The organism is Tateyamaria pelophila (genome assembly GCF_019966495.1).
In the GTDB taxonomy this organism is placed as follows: domain Bacteria; phylum Pseudomonadota; class Alphaproteobacteria; order Rhodobacterales; family Rhodobacteraceae; genus Tateyamaria; species Tateyamaria pelophila.
In genome coordinates, this window is record NZ_JAIMIA010000101.1 from 1 (window position 1) to 16,002 (window position 16,002).

The 16,002-nt window shown below is 58.8% G+C and carries 16 protein-coding genes; 8 read left to right on the forward strand and 8 right to left on the reverse strand.

Features of this window, described 5'->3' with window-relative positions:
* Positions 1 to 160: 160 nt before the first annotated feature.
* Complete coding sequence (locus tag LC354_RS21285) at positions 161 to 949, reverse strand: MauE/DoxX family redox-associated membrane protein (RefSeq protein WP_223427663.1); 789 nt, start codon at positions 947 to 949, stop codon at positions 161 to 163.
* 17 nt (positions 950 to 966) lie between these two features.
* A complete protein-coding gene (locus tag LC354_RS21290) occupies positions 967 to 1,518 on the reverse strand; it encodes a DUF305 domain-containing protein (protein WP_223427665.1) in 552 nt (183 codons plus the stop codon).
* An 80-nt stretch (positions 1,519 to 1,598) separates the two neighbouring features.
* Here LC354_RS21290 and LC354_RS21295 point away from each other — a divergent pair, with 80 nt between their 5' ends.
* A complete protein-coding gene (locus tag LC354_RS21295; protein WP_223427667.1) occupies positions 1,599 to 1,871 on the forward strand; it encodes a metal-sensitive transcriptional regulator in 273 nt (90 codons plus the stop codon).
* A 170-nt stretch (positions 1,872 to 2,041) separates the two neighbouring features.
* On the opposite strand, the gene LC354_RS21300 is transcribed toward LC354_RS21295, so the two are convergent.
* The 6 genes from LC354_RS21300 to LC354_RS21325 form a co-directional block, all read right to left on the reverse strand.
* A complete protein-coding gene (locus LC354_RS21300; RefSeq protein ID WP_223427669.1) occupies positions 2,042 to 2,260 on the reverse strand; it encodes a hypothetical protein in 219 nt (72 codons plus the stop codon).
* A 17-nt stretch (positions 2,261 to 2,277) separates the two neighbouring features.
* Entirely contained in the window at positions 2,278 to 2,748 is a 471-nt protein-coding gene (locus LC354_RS21305; protein WP_223427671.1) for a c-type cytochrome, read from the reverse strand.
* The gene (locus LC354_RS21310; protein WP_223427673.1) at positions 2,745 to 3,227 is read right to left on the reverse strand and encodes a DUF411 domain-containing protein; all 483 of its coding nucleotides are present in this window, start codon (positions 3,225 to 3,227) and stop codon (positions 2,745 to 2,747) included. Before LC354_RS21310 ends, LC354_RS21305 begins: the two co-directional genes overlap by 4 nt.
* A gap of 91 nt (positions 3,228 to 3,318) precedes the next feature.
* The gene (locus LC354_RS21315; protein ID WP_223427675.1) at positions 3,319 to 3,633 is read right to left on the reverse strand and encodes a hypothetical protein; all 315 of its coding nucleotides are present in this window, start codon (positions 3,631 to 3,633) and stop codon (positions 3,319 to 3,321) included.
* 136 nt (positions 3,634 to 3,769) lie between these two features.
* Entirely contained in the window at positions 3,770 to 4,084 is a 315-nt protein-coding gene (locus LC354_RS21320) for a hypothetical protein (RefSeq protein WP_223427677.1), read from the reverse strand.
* Between the two features lie 277 nt (positions 4,085 to 4,361).
* On the reverse strand, positions 4,362 to 4,529 hold the full coding sequence (locus LC354_RS21325; protein ID WP_223427678.1) for a hypothetical protein: 168 nt from the start codon (positions 4,527 to 4,529) through the stop codon (positions 4,362 to 4,364).
* 143 nt (positions 4,530 to 4,672) lie between these two features.
* On the opposite strand from LC354_RS21325, the gene LC354_RS21330 reads away from it, so the two are divergent.
* From LC354_RS21330 to LC354_RS21360, 7 genes are all read left to right on the forward strand, one after another.
* Positions 4,673 to 6,268 (forward strand): ABC transporter substrate-binding protein, encoded by a 1,596-nt coding sequence (locus LC354_RS21330; RefSeq protein WP_223427679.1) that lies wholly within the window; start codon positions 4,673 to 4,675, stop codon positions 6,266 to 6,268.
* 60 nt (positions 6,269 to 6,328) lie between these two features.
* Positions 6,329 to 7,315, forward strand: coding sequence for an ABC transporter permease (locus LC354_RS21335; protein WP_317849375.1), 987 nt, complete (start codon positions 6,329 to 6,331; stop codon positions 7,313 to 7,315).
* 3 nt (positions 7,316 to 7,318) lie between these two features.
* Positions 7,319 to 8,149 (forward strand): ABC transporter permease, encoded by an 831-nt coding sequence (locus LC354_RS21340; RefSeq protein WP_223427680.1) that lies wholly within the window; start codon positions 7,319 to 7,321, stop codon positions 8,147 to 8,149.
* The gene (locus LC354_RS21345) at positions 8,146 to 9,783 is read left to right on the forward strand and encodes an ABC transporter ATP-binding protein (RefSeq protein WP_223427681.1); all 1,638 of its coding nucleotides are present in this window, start codon (positions 8,146 to 8,148) and stop codon (positions 9,781 to 9,783) included. Before LC354_RS21340 ends, LC354_RS21345 begins: the two co-directional genes overlap by 4 nt.
* The gene (locus LC354_RS21350; protein ID WP_223427682.1) at positions 9,784 to 11,181 is read left to right on the forward strand and encodes an amidase; all 1,398 of its coding nucleotides are present in this window, start codon (positions 9,784 to 9,786) and stop codon (positions 11,179 to 11,181) included.
* A gap of 99 nt (positions 11,182 to 11,280) precedes the next feature.
* Positions 11,281 to 13,527, forward strand: coding sequence for a molybdopterin-dependent oxidoreductase (locus LC354_RS21355; protein WP_223427687.1), 2,247 nt, complete (start codon positions 11,281 to 11,283; stop codon positions 13,525 to 13,527).
* A 180-nt stretch (positions 13,528 to 13,707) separates the two neighbouring features.
* Complete coding sequence (locus tag LC354_RS21360) at positions 13,708 to 15,819, forward strand: N,N-dimethylformamidase beta subunit family domain-containing protein (protein ID WP_223427689.1); 2,112 nt, start codon at positions 13,708 to 13,710, stop codon at positions 15,817 to 15,819.
* The last annotated feature ends 183 nt before the right edge of the window (positions 15,820 to 16,002 follow it).

Sequence of the window (16,002 nt, forward strand, 5' to 3'; positions counted from 1 at the left end):
CTTCCGCGTCGTATCGCTCAAAGAATACAAAGTGATTTGAGGGGAAAACCTCAGGTCAATTCAGGCGCACGAGTATAAATGCCTGCCTCCGCCGAATGTTGAAGATGTAACGAATCTCCACGTGGCCAGCCCGAGCTTTGCCTATCGCCCAGAATAAGCATCAGACCATGATCAGGACGAGCATCACGATCGCCATTCCCATCATCATCAGGTTTTCGGTCAAGCTTACGAACCCGAGGGGCACGTTCGAGTTCCCGCCCACGCAGGCACATTTCAGCTCGCGCTTGTCGACGTACACGGCCTTGAACACGCTGATTGCGCCGACAGTGGCGATAAGGAGCGCCGCCGGCGCGGCAAGCCAAGTCAGTAACATGCCGGTCATCAGAATGCCTGCCCCGGTTTCGACCCAAGGATAGATATAGGCGTATGGCACCCATTTGCGCGCCAGCAGGTCATAGTTGAGGAACATCGTCGTAAAGCTCTCCATATCCCGGAGTTTCTGCATCCCCAAAAGGATCATCGAGACCGAGATGAACCAGCCGAGCGTCTGCCATGTAATCGCGCTGAGAAATCCGATGGACAAAGCAAGTGACGTCGCGGCGGCCACGGCGAAGAGGTAGATCACCGGTTTGTAGGTCGGCGCATCCGGGTCGTAGTCTGTGAGCTTCCGGCGCAGAGCATCATAGCCACCGACGCGTGCGCCTTCGATCCAAACCTGTGGCGTGGTGGGAACGTCGTATTCTTCTTTGAATGCATCAACCTCGGGCCGCTCCCGGAACAGCCGGTCATCGACCTTGTATCCCTTGCTCTCCAGAAGCCAGCGCGCTTTCTGGCCCGCCGGGCACAGATGGTTCGGCAGGGCCATGCGGTAGAGAACGGCGGTCTTTTCGGTGGCGGCTGTTGCGGGATCGGTCGTCACATCGGCGACGTTGCGGGTATCTTTCGGCATGATAGGTCTCCGTCGTCTCAGGGTTCTGTTCGGGATGTGCCTGGGGCTGCATCACCATTTGCTTCAATGTCCGCGATATATTCCTGCATTTCCGCGATCTCGCCGCGCTGTGCCTGGATTATCGCATCGGCCAGTTCGCGGACGCGCGGATCGGAAATATTGGCGCGCTCGCTGGTCAGGATCGCGATGGAGTGGTGCGGGATCATCGCTTTCATCCAGGCAACGTCGCCCACCGTGTCCTGCGACCGGACGAGGTAAACGCCCGCGGCGAAGGCGATGGCCGCGCCAGTGAAAATCGCGATATTGGCTTTTCGGTTGGAATACATGCCGAGCATGAAGGCAAGCATGATGATGGCCATCATCATGCCCATGTAAAGGGCCATCCACATCCGGGTCTGTGAGAAGAATACGTGACTCAGCGCGTAGGTGTTGAGATACATCAGGCCGTACATCACAATGGTCGACGTCCCGATCATGGCAAAGAACCGGCCATAGCCGCTGCCTTTGCTGACGTCGCTATCCTGATGCGCGTTGTCCGAAACCATTGTAGTGTCGTCCTGATGTGCCATTGCTTGCCTCTTGGATATACCCATATGGGGTATATAACCAAATGGTCAGCCAAAGGTTCCAAAAAAGGGAGCGCCGCCGCATGAAGGCCAACAAGGAAAAAACGCTGGACCGTCTGTCGCGGCTCGAAGGACAGGTGCGCGGTGTTGCAAAGATGGTAGAGAACGACCGCTATTGCATGGATATTCTGGCCCAAACTGCCGCGATCCGGTCTGCTGTTCTGGGGGTCGAGAAGTTGATCCTCGAAAACCACGCTCAACACTGCGTGGAATCCGCCATTGAAAGCGGAGATCCGGAAGAACAAAGGGCGAAGTTCGATGAACTGATCGGGCTCTTACAGAAGGCGTCCCGGTAGGCATATTAATCGAGTGTCCGCCCGCGCCGGACGATCGCGGCGAGTGCCGCCGCCAGCACCACGTCAATCCCGAGGCAGAACGGCACCCATCATCCAGGCGCGGGGTTTGCGATGGCTGATCCGGCGACCACGTCGAAAATCCCATGCCAAAGTAAAGCCGCGGTCAGTATTCAGGAGGTGGTGCGCGCGCCGATAGTCGCCATAGTCACAATGCCCGCGGCTAGACCAGTATGGACGACGATCTCCAGCGCATCTCCGGTCTGAATCGCAACGACCACGAAGAGCGAGGAAATGGCCACTATTGCGGTCGCCCGGGTGCCTTGCGGGTAGGTCACGCCGCCGACGGCCATGGGCGCCACCATGCCACCGCCGAATGCTCTCCTCGCCAACAGCGGCACCGAGGCTATCACCGCGATCGGTTCCGCTCCATCACATCGTGCCTTTCGCGGATTTTTTGCGGCCAGGTCGATTTGATGTAGCTGAGGACTGCGATGATCTCATCGTCAGTCAGGATGCTCTCATAAATGGGCATGTTGCTTGCGTAGTCAGGATCACCGATCAGCGCTCCGGTTCCGTATTTCGTGAGACGGAAGAGCGTGTCGCCGTCATGGTGCCAGGTATGTCCGGTTTCATCGTGAGGCGGCGCGGGGAGCCGCCCATCCAAACCGGGCGACCGCCAGTTCGGCTGACCTTCGAGCTCTGCGCCGTGGCAGGACGCGCAGTTGTCTGCGTAGATCGCCTGCCCAATGGCCAACACCTGCTGGTCCGAAGGTTTGAGAACGGTTCCCGCCGGGTCGGACGATCCCCACCCGCAGGCGAGGACAGCGGCTCCTACCAGAACCGCTGCCCCGAGGCTGATTGCCAAAACCCGGTTCACAGACCGGCCCGATGAAAGACCGCGCCTTTACCGGCATCGCCGCCGAAGGCCATCACGTCATACCGCGCGGTCGGATCGTTCCCCATGCCGGGAGAGCCGCCGGGCATTCCGGGCACCGCGATCCCGGTGATCTCCGGGCGTTCTTTGAGCAGCTTGGCAATGGCCACAAACGGCACGTGACCTTCGACGACATAGCCGTCGATTATCGCGGTATGGCAGGCCCACATTGCGCCAGGCACATCGTTGTCCAATTTGATGCGGGTCACATCGCGGGTGTCCGTGACCTCGATGTCGTAGCCCTCTTCACGGGCCAGCGTGACCCAAGCGCCGCAACAGCCGCATGTCGGGCTTTTGGTCACGTGCATCGTACCGTGATCCATCATGCCAGCGTGGCTGTCGGCATGGGCCATCCCGACCGAGCCAAAGAAGGCGAGGCCATTGGCAAGGGCAAAGGCGAGTAGTGTCGTTATCGGTTTCATGTCAGTTCCTCTCGTCAGGAATAGGCGCGGGCAATGCCCGCTCAGATGTATTGCAAATTTGGAAGACGCGCTCGGCAGAGCGCGCAAAGCATCACACAGCGCGGGGAGGATCGAGAGGGCCGGACGGCTCAAAGCCCGTCAGCAGCAGGCCGCCACCGAAGGACATATCCTGGCAGGTAGCAGGAGCGGTATCATCGTGGTCTGCACCTGGAAGCAAGGCGGACAGGACATGGCAGGTCTGGGAGCGCTCTGAGCTTTCCGAACAGCAGACTGGCTGATCGGCGATCACTTCGCTTGCTGCCATTTTGCTATGCTCCATGACAGTCGCATGCCGTGCGTCCATTGCTCCGGAAACCGAAGCAGACAGTGCCAAAATGGCGACAAGAAGGATGCGAAACAGAGCCATCCCATATACCTACATGGGGTATATGCGGATTTGCAAGCCAAAGCTGTGATAATCCTGTCGCGGCGGCCTGTGGTCGTTCGTGCCTTCGCCAAGCGCCTTCATCAGATGTGCTCTCGATGACGATCCTGGCTCGCTATCAGTCCGAAGACGCCAAGTCCCTTGATGCAGGTGACCACGGCAGGATCGTCACTGGCAAACGCAACTCCATCCCGCTTTCCAGTTTTGAGGTTTCCACTGTCCAGTGATTGTCGCTCGCGAGTTGCGCGGCATGGACCAGAACCAAGCGGCGGAACGTGGCGAGTCCTTCTGGCCGCTTGGTCTCAGTCACTGCAATCTCAGACACCAACCGTGCCATATCCATCGGATGCGCCCGCAGGCCCGCCAGATCGACGCGGTCCCAGTCCGTGTGTGCATCGGCTTCCAGCACAGGCACGACTTCAGACAGCGCCACAAAAGCCCCGGTAGTAGTTGCTTGCTCAGTTCCGCGATGGAAGCTTGTCCTCTCGGGATCATGCGACGCATAACACTGCCGGGCAGTGATCAATGGCTTGCCGTTTCCATGTCGTCACGCAGCGCGGCAAGCGCCAAAGTAGCTTTGAACTTGCCCGAAAAACCGCGTCTCTTCGTCATTTGTGCAGCCTGTCGTCAAGGTTGGATACACCTCAGCACGCTGCCCGGTTTTGCGGACCTCTTCAATCGGATGCCGCACCTTTGCATAGAATGACAATTCAGAGTTCAACAAGAGCGCTGGTCCTCTCGATTTGAGTGACTTCTGTTCCGGTCAGCATCAGGAACATGGCGGCGAACTGAGACTGGTCCAATGACGCAGACAGCCGTTGCGGCGCGATTCGCAGGCCGTTCTCAACCCGGATGTTGCTTTGCAGGCGGTTGCTCAAAAAGCAGGCACCGCAGAATTTTCCTCAATGTTTTTAGGGTGTTTCCGGGAGCCAGCGCGTTAGGAGCTTGCCCGAATGGAATATTAGGGCATTGTGGGCGCACTTAGAAAAAATGAAAAATTGTCTGACATGGAGGTAATAAAATGAAATTCCGGAACTTGGCCACTGCGGCCTTGTGCGCAATCGGAGTGGCCTTTGGTCCAAGTTTGGCCGCCGCGCAAGACGCTGGCGGTACGTTCGTTTATATTGTTCAGCCTGAGCCGCCATCGCTTGCGTCCTATCTTTCGACCTCTGGCCCAATCGGTCTGGTGGCTCCGAAAATTTACGATGGCCTGTTCGACTATGACAACGACCTGAACATCGTTCCTGCGCTCGCCGAAGGTTATGAAGTGAGCGACGACGGCAAGACCGTTACGTTCACCCTGCGCCAAGGCGTGACGTGGCATGATGGTGCGCCGTTCACATCGGCCGATGTGCAGTTCACCGTGATGGATGTGCTCAAGCAAGTGCACCCACGGGGCCCGAATTCGTTCCGCGAAGTGACGTCTATCGATACGCCGGATGACCACACGGCCGTGTTCAACCTTGCCAATCCGGCGCCCTATATGCTGCGGGCCCTGTCAGGTTATGAAAGCCCGATAGTTCCCAAGCACCTTCTGGAAGGTCAGGACCTGCGGAGCGCGGATCTGGTCAATAACCCAGTCGGCACCGGCGCATATAAGTTCGTCGAGTGGAAGAAGGGCCAGTACATTCGTCTGGATAAGAACGAAAACTATTGGAAGCCGGGCCTGCCCCATCTTGACCGTATCGTAGGCCGGTTTATTCCCGATGCATCGACGCGGACTGCCGCAATGGAAAATGGCGAGGTGCTCTACGGCGCCTATGGTGCGATCCCGAACATTGATGCCGTGCGTTTGCGCGAGATGGACGGTTTCTCGGTCACGACCGATGGCTATTCGATGATCAACCCGATGGCGTTGATTGAGTTCAACACGACCATTGCGCCCTTCGACAACCCGGCGATGCGCAAAGCGATCTCGCTTGTGGTTGACCGTGACTTTCTGATCGAAAACATCTGGTTCGGCTATGGCAAGCCGGCGACCGCGGCCTTGTCCAGCAACTTTGATGCGACCGGGCTTTATGCCGCGGGTATGCCAAACTACCCCGCCAGTGGCGATGTGGAAGCGGCAATCGCTGTTCTGGACGACGCTGGCATCATGCCGGATGCGGACGGCGTGCGAGGGTCCTTCACGCTGGATCTGATCCCCTACGGCGAAGACTGGCGACGTGCGGGCGAATACCTGAAGCAAGCACTGATGCCGCTCGGTCTCGAAGTGGAACTGCGCTACGAAGATGTCCCGACATGGATCAAACGCATTTATGGCGATTATGACTTCCAGATGAACATCAACTACTTCTACCAGCTTTCCGATCCGGTGCTTGGTGTTCACCGTCACTACGGAACGGACCAAATCCGTCCCGGAACGGCCTTTGTGAACTCGTCGCGCTACTCTAACCCTGAAATCGACGCGCTGCTTGCGGCGGGTGCGGTAGAGCCGGATGCGGACAAGCGTTCAGAAATCTATGCCGAGATTCAAAGTATTCTCGCAGAAGATCTGCCGGTGGCAAACGTGTTCGAAATGGAATTCCTGACTGTCTACAATGACAAGCTTAAAGACCACGCGACCTCGGCGCTTGGGGCTTACGGTCCGTTCGACCGTGTCTGGATAGAGCAGTAATCTTTAGCAAAAAAGCTCCGGCCCGCTTTGGGCCGGAGACATGACCGGGGGACTTCGATCGTGTCACATTTCGCGCGCCGTATGCGGTACGTCGTCAAGCGGCTTCTACAAGCCATTCCAATCGTTCTGGCGATTATCATTCTGAATTTCTTGCTGTTGCAGTTGGCCGAGGGCGATGCCGTCGACGTTCTGGCCGGTGAAGCGGGGTCAGCAACGCCGGAGTACATGGCCGAATTGCGCGCAAAATTCGGGCTGGACCAACCCCTTCCGGTGCAACTGGCCGTTTACCTCAAGAACGTCGTCTTCTTGGATCTAGGTTATTCATTCCGGCACGAAATGCCCGTCAGCGAGCTCATCTTTGACCGGTTGCTCGCCACGGTTCTTTTGATGGTGGCGACCATAACCCTTGCCGTTGGTTTCGGTGTTTTTCTGGGTCTTGTCGCCGCGATGGGTTTGAACACATGGCGCGACACGGCAATATCGATCTTTGCACTTATTACCTACGCGACCCCGCTGTTCTGGGTGGGGTTGATGCTCATCGTTGTCTTTTCCTTGAACCTCGGATGGTTCCCCACATCGGGCATGGAAAACTTCGCAATGTTCTATGAAGGCTGGGACAGGGTCAAAGATATCGCGCATCATCTCGTGCTGCCGACAATCACGTTGGCGCTGTTCTATCTTGCCCTCTACACGCGCCTTATGCGCGCCTCCATGCTGGAGCAGGCGGGTCAGGACTACGTGACCACCGCGCGCGCCAAGGGCGTGACGGAAAACAGGATCATGTTCGTGCATGTCTTGCGCAACGCATTGCTGCCGGTGGTGACCATGGCGGGTGTGCAGGTTGGCGCGTTGATCGGCGGATCGGTGATTGTGGAGTCTGTTTTCGCCTGGCCCGGTCTGGGTATGTTGGCATTTGAAGCCCTGTTTTCCCGAGACCTGAACCTGCTGCTTGGGATATTTTTTCTCTCCGCCCTTTTGGTCGTGGCCGTGAATCTGGTGGTCGATATCGTCTACTCGTCGCTCGACCCCCGGATCGAAGTGGACTGAAGCATGACATTCTGGAAACTCTTCGCGCGAAACCGTGGCGCAGTCATCGGGCTTCTGATCCTGTTTTTAATGACATTCCTGGCCATAACGGCTGGTTTGTTTTTCCCGGCAGACCCGTTCAGCCTTGCCGGCGTTCCGATGTCGCCGCCCGGTGAAAACGGCTTTCTTCTGGGCAGCGACAGTCTTGGGCGCGACGTGGCCGCAGGGATCGCGCACGGTGCCAAGACATCGCTCCTGATCGGATTGCTGGCCACGTTGGTCGCCGTATTCGTCGGAATCGTGATGGGGGCCTTGGCGGGCTATTACGGCGGGATCATCGACAACCTGTTGATGCGCTTCACGGAAATGTTCCAGACGATCCCCTCTTTCATCTTTGCCATTCTTCTGGTCGCCATCATGAAGCCGTCCATTGAAAGCATCGTGATCGCGATTGCGGTTGTATCCTGGCCTGCGGTCGCGCGTTTGGTGCGCGGCGAATTCCTGTCGCTGCGCAATCGGGAGTTCGTTCAGGCCTGTCACACGCTCGGCATGTCGGATATCCGCATCATGCTGGGTGAAATCCTGCCCAATTGCCTCTCACCGGTGATCGTCATCGGCTCGCTCATGGTGGCGACGGCCATTCTGATCGAAAGTGGTCTGGCCTTCCTTGGCCTTGGTGATCCCAACATCATGAGTTGGGGATTTCAGATTGGGGCCGGACGGACGCTTTTGCGATCGGCCTGGTGGGTCTGCACTTTCCCCGGCATTGCCATTCTGGTGACGGTGCTTGCGATTAACCTTGTCGGTGAGGGCATCAATGATGCACTGAACCCACGGCTGAGGGAGCGCACATGAGCCGCCTTCTGGACATTTCCGATCTGCACGTCGCGTTGCCCGCAGAAAGTCAGCGGCCCTATGCCGTTGAAGGCATGAACCTGCACCTCGATCCAAACGAGATACTCTGCGTCGTGGGCGAAAGCGGGTCGGGCAAATCACTGACCGCGCGGGCCGTCATGGGGCTATTGCCCAAGCCGCATGTGCAAATCTCCAAAGGCAGCGTGGTTTTTGAGGGTGAGGATCTGGCGCAAGCCAGCGACGAACGTTTGCGGGAAATCCGAGGCTCCGAAATATCGATGATTTTTCAGGAGCCGATGACGGCCTTGAACCCGGTCATGACGATCGGGACGCAAATCGACGAGGTCTTTCGCTTTCATCAACGGATGTCCGGCAAGGAACGGCGCAGCCGCGCGCTGAAACTCTTGCAGGATGTCCAGTTGCCGGACCCGGAACAGACGTTGAAGGCTTATCCGCATGAACTTTCCGGCGGTCAACGGCAACGCGCCATGATTGCGATGGCGCTTGCTCTGGATCCCAAGATCCTGATTGCAGATGAACCAACCACGGCGCTGGACGTGACGACACAGGCGCAAGTGCTCAAACTGATCAAGGAAATGCAGGCTGCGCATGGGACCGGCGTCTTGTTCATCACCCATGATTTCGGCGTTGTTGCCGATATCGCGGATCGGGTTTGTGTCATGCAAAACGGTCTGGTGGTCGAAACGGGCACGACCGAACAGGTCTTGGGAAGTCCTTCCCATCCCTACACCCAGGCCCTGATCGCTGCGGTGCCGGATCTTGTTCCACGTCCCGCACGTCCGCGATCCACTGAAATCGTAATGCGAGTCAAGAATCTTGAAAAGACCTACCGAAGTGGTGGCGGTCTGTTCGGGGGCAAAGGCCGGGTCGTGCATGCGGCGAATGACGTATCTGTCGATCTGGCGCGGGGGGAAACACTTGGTATCGTGGGAGAAAGCGGCTCGGGCAAGTCGACCGTGGCGCGCTGCATCGTTCGTTTGAACGACGCCGAAGCGGGGCAGATCTTGCTGGGTGATGTCGATCTGCGACCGCTTGGTCGGGCGGCAATGCGTCCGCATCGATCGAAAATCCAGATGGTGTTTCAGGACCCGTTCGCGTCTCTCAACCCGCGGACGCGGATTGGCAAGATCATCGCGCAGGGCCCGATGATGTATGGCGCAAGTGCAAAGGAAGCCAAGGACCGCACGCTGGAATTGCTTGAAATTGTCGGGTTGGATGCGCGGGCCTATGAGCGCTTTCCGCACGAGTTTTCAGGCGGTCAGCGGCAACGGATCGGGATCGCGCGCGCCTTGGCGCTCGAGCCCGAGATTCTGGTGGCGGATGAGCCTGTGTCCGCGCTGGACGTGTCTATTCAGGCGCAAATCCTGACGCTGCTGGATGAGATTCGCGACCGCATGAACCTGTCGATGATCTTCATCACGCACGACCTTCGTGTCGCCGCTCAGGTCTGTGACAGGATTGCGGTGATGCAGCGCGGCAAGGTAATCGAGGTCGGGCCAACATCGACGATGTTTGCAAACCCCACGGAAACCTACACCCGTGAGTTGTTGGCCGCGGTGCCGGGCAAGGACTGGTTCTCTGAAAAGAAAATTGCTGCAGCGAAGCCGGGCTGAATGCGCTTTCTTGACGACACCCGGTATCCGTCATTGGTGGAAATCACGGATGGTTACGTCAGCGGGTCACTGCGACCCTCAGACGTGGTCAAGGCACATCTGGACCGGATCGAACGATGGGACCCGGTCATTGGCGCATTTCAGGCAGTCTATGCCGAAGAGGCCATGGCGCAGGCCGAGGCCGCAGACCGCATGTTGGCGACAGGCGCGCGGCTGGGGCCGTTTCACGGAATCCCTTTCGGGCTGAAGGATATTTGTGACGTCGAAGGACGGGTAACGACCGGCGGCTCGATGGTCTTCAAGGACCGTATTTCGCCCACGACCGGCCCTCTGGCGCGCCGATTGTTTGACGCGGGCGGCATTATGCTGGGCAAAACAAAAACCGTCGAATTCGCATTGGGAGGCTGGGGCACAAACCAGAAAATGGGCACGCCGCGCAACCCTTGGGATATGAATGTACACAGGGTGCCGGGGGGGTCATCCTCCGGAACGGCGGCCGGAACTGCTGCTGGCATGATCGTCTGCGGTGTCGGAACGGACACGGGCGGTTCGGTGCGTCTTCCGGCGGGATACTGCGGCCTTGTCGGCCTCAAGGTGACCGAGGGGCAGCTTCCAACCGAAGGCATCCTGCCACTGTCGGACACGCTGGATACGCCGGGCCCATTGGCGCGATCCGTCGAAGACACGCTGCTGATGTATCTCGCGATGAAGGGTGCCGAAGGATGGCATGTCGAGCGCGATCGCCGCCAAGGCACCGGGACTTTCGCCGCCCTGCAACGTGGTGTTCGGGGATTGCGGTTGGGCGTACTTGATGCTGACGAACGAAGCGCCTGCTCTGGCGATGTTCTGCACGCCTATGACGCGGCGCTGGACAAGCTGCGTCATGCCGGTGCCGAACTGGTCGTCTTTTCCGCGGCGCAGCCCTATGCCGATCTGACGTCGTCCTGTGGATTGCTGATCGTTGCCGAAGGCTATTTTCATCGCGGTCATCTCTATGAGCAGGATGACCTTCCTCTGGACGAGGACGTGCGCCTTAGGATGCTGATGGGGCGCGATGTGACCGCGGTGGACTATATTCGTCTCCTGAAGGATCGTGTTGCTGGAAGGGATGAGTACCTGAGGCGTATGACGGGCTTGGATGCGCTTCTGACGCCGACCATGGCGACGACCGCTCCACCGGTCGATACTGTCGACCAATCCGTCGCACCGGGTCACTTTACGCGGCATGTGAACTATTTCGGGATGTGCGCGCTTTCGGTGCCGTCGGGGCTGGCGAGCGATGGGCTGCCAACCAGTCTGCAGGTCATTGCGCGGCCCAACGATGAAATTACCGCTCTTCGTATCGGAGCGGCATACGAGGCGCTGCAACCATCGCCGCCGGTGCCGACGCTGTCCTGATCCCTGTCAGACAGCGGTTTGTTTCTATTGTGCGACGCATGAATTCCGGCATATGCGATTGAAGGGACAAAACGTGCAATGCTGATCAGAGGACCTGAAATGGCAGATCGTTCGACACGAAAAACAAAGATCACGTCGAGTCATTGGGGGGCATTCGAGGTCGATGTCGAAGACGACCGGATCGTCGCCACGCGCCCCTTTGGACCAGACCCGGCGCCAAGCCGCATCCCTGAAAGCGTGCCTGCGGCCGTGCATCACCGATCGCGTGTGTCGCGCCCGTCGATCCGTCGGCAATGGCTTGAACACCGCGACCGTGCGGGGCGGGGCAGTGATCCCTTTGTCGAAGTGCCCTGGGACGAAGCACTTGATTTGGCCGCGCAGGAAATTGACCGCGTGCGCAAATCCCATGGCAACGAGGCGATTTACGGCGGTTCTTACGGTTGGGGATCAGCCGGTCGGTTTCACCATGCACAAAGCCAGTTGCATCGCTTTTTGAACTGCGCGGGCGGGTATGTGGCGTCGTTCGGAAGTTACTCAACCGGGTGCGCGCAGGCCATCATGCCGCATGTGTTCGGCACAGATTTCCTTGCGTTGCTCTATGAGCATCAGGATGGCTGGTCCACGATCCACGCCCACACGGAAACGCTGGTCATGTTCGGCGGGATCAACCCCAAGAATGCGCAAGTCAGCATGGGCGGGATCACGGAACATGACACCGGCAGTTGGCTGGACCGGTGTCTGGCCAAGGGCGCCCGCTGTATCAACATCAGTCCGCAGCGTTCCGACGCGACCGCGGGCTGCGAATGGCTTGCGCTGAGGCCATCTTCGGACACGGCCTTGATGCTGGCCCTCGCTTATGTGCTGTACACCGAAGATCTGGCGGATCATGCGTTTCTTGACCGCTACACGGTGGGTTTCGAACAATTCCTGCCCTATCTTCTGGGTCAAAGCGATGGCCAACCAAAGACGCCGGATTGGGCCGGGCCCCTTTGCGGGGTCGCACCCCAGGCCATTCACGACCTTGCGCGTCGCATGGCTGCCACCCGTACGCTGATCACGGTCGCCTGGTCGCTGCAACGGGCCGAACATGGCGAGCAGCCCTATTGGATGGCGTCCGTTCTTGCTTCCATGCTTGGGCAAATTGGGCTTCCGGGGGGTGGTGTCGGCTTTGGCTACGGTGCGATCGGCGGCGTCGGGAAATCCTTGATCGGCTTGCGTGGAATGACGCTGCCGCAGGGCGTGAACCCGGTCGACAAGGTCATACCCGTGGCCCGCGTCGCGGATATGCTGCGCAACCCCGGCCAACCCTATGACTTCAATGGGCGTCGCGAAGCCTACCCGGATATTCGCCTGATCTATTGGGCGGGTGGCAATCCTTACCACCACCACCAAGACCTGAACGCGCTGCACGACGCGTGGCAGCGCCCGGAAACCATCATCGTTAACGAACCATTCTGGACGGCAACGGCGAAACGCGCTGATATCGTGTTTCCCGCCACAACCCCCTATGAGCGCGAAGACATCGGCCGGTCCAACCTCGACGATTATCTTTTCCATATGCCGCAACTCATCCCCCCGGTTGGCGACGCGCGGGACGACTACGCCATCTTCGCGGGTCTCGCGGCGCGTTTGGGGGTGGAGGATGCGTTTACCGAAGGCAGAACCGCGACGGAGTGGACGACCACCCTTTACGATGCGTACCGCGATCTTGCGGCGCAAGCCGGGATAGCCGTGCCGGATCTGGAGACGCTGCGCCGCGAGAACTGGGTGCGCCTTCCGATCCGTGACAACGCCCCGAACCAGACCTTGCTCGCGCCGTTTCGCGCCGCGCCGGACACATCGCCCCTGCCGACACCGTCAGGCCGTATCGAGATTTTTTCCGAAACCATTGCCGGTTTTGGCTACGACGACTGCCCTGGCCATCCCATGTGGTTGCCCCCTTCAGAATGGTTAGGGAATGCGACCAACGCAGCACCCCTGCACCTGGTGTCGCCTCAACCCGGAGACAAGCTGCACAGCCAGTTGGAGGCGGCTCTGGCCGATGTTCCGGGTGCGCGACCTGTCGCCTTGATCCTGCATCCGGATGACGCGGCGCGGCGGGGCATCGTGCAGGGGGATCTGGTACGCGTGTTCAACGCACGTGGGGCCTGCCGGGCGCGGGCCACGATATCGACTGAAATCTACCCCGGCGTTGTCGCATTGCCGACCGGCGCCTGGTACGGCGACCCTGGCAGCAACATCGATCCACAGGGCAATCCGAATGTGCTGACGCTGGATGTTGGAACGTCCCGGCTTGGGCAGGGGTGCAGCGCTCACACCGCGCTTGTCGATGTTGCCCGTTTGTGACGGTCACCGACCCCGTTCGAGGCTTGAGGGACGCGGTGAGCTTTTGTAACTTGACCGCATGACGGGCTATTGTCCGACGCGCTAATTTGAAACCCGGCCAGAACCCATTCACTTGAAGGTAATGATGCATGATCCCATTCGACTGTCACTCGGGCCTGATCCTATCTCGGGACCGACGCTGTGAGTGAAGCCCCGCAAGACCTGCCGCTGACCGGCTATGTCGAACAATTGTCCGGACGTCCGGGTGATATATTGGAATTCAAGGTCTCGTCCCGGCTGGCCTCGCCCTTCAACGCCCGTCTGGTCCGGTCCATCAGCGCCGACCCAAATCCGGAAGGGCCCGGGATCGTCGAAGAGGACGCGTCGGACTTTTTTCCGCCTCGGAGTTTCACGTCGGTTCATCAGCCGTTTTTCGCGGGTTCTTACGGGGTGGCGACAACGGAGATTTCGGCAAGTGCGGGGGCGTCTCTGGCGTTCTCCGCGCTGCTGTACCCGACGCAAAGCTGCGCACACACTCAAACTCTGGTCGGCTGTGGAGACATTGACCTGTGCATCGATGCGACAGGGTCAGCATGCATTCAAGCGGGTCAGGTGATCATAAGCACGAACACGCCCCTTAAACTGCGCCAATGGTACCGGATCGAAGGGCGTCTGGAACGTGGCGTTCTGAGTATCAGTCATCACCGGGTGGGCCGACAGGCGGGTGATCCAAGTCACGCCCAAACACCTTGTGAGGCCTTTGATGTGCAGGGTACGCCCACGGTCGGTGCGCATATGCGGGACGGGCGGGCCGTGCAACACTTCAACGGCAAGATCGAGAAACCAAGCATCAGTGCCGACGGCGTGACGCTGTGCGCCTGGGATTTCGGACGCGACATCCAAAAAACGACGGTGCCCGCTGAGACGGGCCCTGACCTGACACTTGTCAACTTCCCGACGCGCGCCGTCACCAGCGCGGATTGGGATGGGGCCGAGATGAACTGGACCCACCGACCGGAGCATTACGCCGCTATCCATTTCCATCAGGACGACATCTATGATTTTGGTTGGAATACCGATTTCACACTGACTATTCCCGATGACATGCCTTCGGGCATCTACGTCCTGCGGCTCGACTGCGAAGGCCACCAGGAGGCGATTCCGTTCTTTGTTTGCCCACCTCTGGGGCAGCGCAAGGCCGATCTTTGTGTGCTTGTATCCACCTTCACCTATTCGATTTACGGCAATCACGCGCGGCCGGATTATCACCCGTCATGGCAAGACCGGATCACCGACTGGAACGCATATCCGCACAATCCGGCGGAGCACCCACATTACGGGCTGTCCACCTATAATTACCATACGGATGGGTCTGGTATCTGCCATGGATCGCACCGTCGCCCGTTATTCAACCTGCGTCCGGGGTACATTACGTTTGGGGCTACTCCGTGTTCGGGCTTGCGTCATTTTCCAGCGGATAGTCACTTGATCAGTTGGCTGCATGCGAAAGGCATCGATTACGATTTGGTTACAGATCAGGATCTGCACGCTTATGGGCACACGGCGATTGCGGGTTACAAGGCGCTGACCACTGGCAGCCACCCTGAATACCATACCGCAGAAAGCCTGAACGCGCTGCGTGATTACCGGGACAATGGCGGCCATCTGGCCTATCTGGGCGGTAATGGATTTTATTGGCGCATTGCCATCCATAGTGAAAACGACAGCCTGCTTGAAATCCGCCGCGCCGAAGATGGCATTCGCGCCTGGGCGGCGGAACCGGGAGAGTATTATAATGCCTTCGACGGGACTTATGGCGGGCTGTGGCGGCGCAATGGCCGCGCGCCGCAAGACCTTGTAGGTGTCGGCTTTGCCGCCCAGGGCGAATTCTTTGGCGATCCTTACCGGCGGGTCACAAGGGACCCTGACTTCGATTGGGTGTTCGAGGGCGTCGATGGTGACATAATCGGAGACTTTGGCTTTTCCGGCAATGGCGCTGCGGGTTTTGAGCTTGATCATATGGACGTGCGCATCGGTACGCCGGACAACGCGGTTCTGCTGGCGCGCTCCGTCACCCGTGCGGATGGATTCATGCTCGTTCCCGAAGAGCAACTGACCCATCTGACTAATCTCACGGGAGGTTCAGAATCCGAGGCCAAACACGCGGACATGATCTATTGCAGTTACCCCGGTGGCGGCTCCGTGTTTGCGACCGGCTCCATCACCTTTTGCGGAAGCCTGCCTTGGAATGGGTACGATAACAATGTCTCGCGGATATTGGAGAATGTGATTGCGCACGCGTTGAAGGAATAGGCCCTAGAGCGTGTCTCTGCTTTTCAGATTCAGGATTCCCAGATTGGCTGTGATGTGATTCCCTGGCCTTGAGGCAGGCATGGGGGTTACAGATGGGCAAGCCACATCCAATAGAACTGCGAACGCGTGTTGTTGCGTTTGTCGATGAGGGCCATGGACACCGCGAGGCGGCGCGGCATTTCC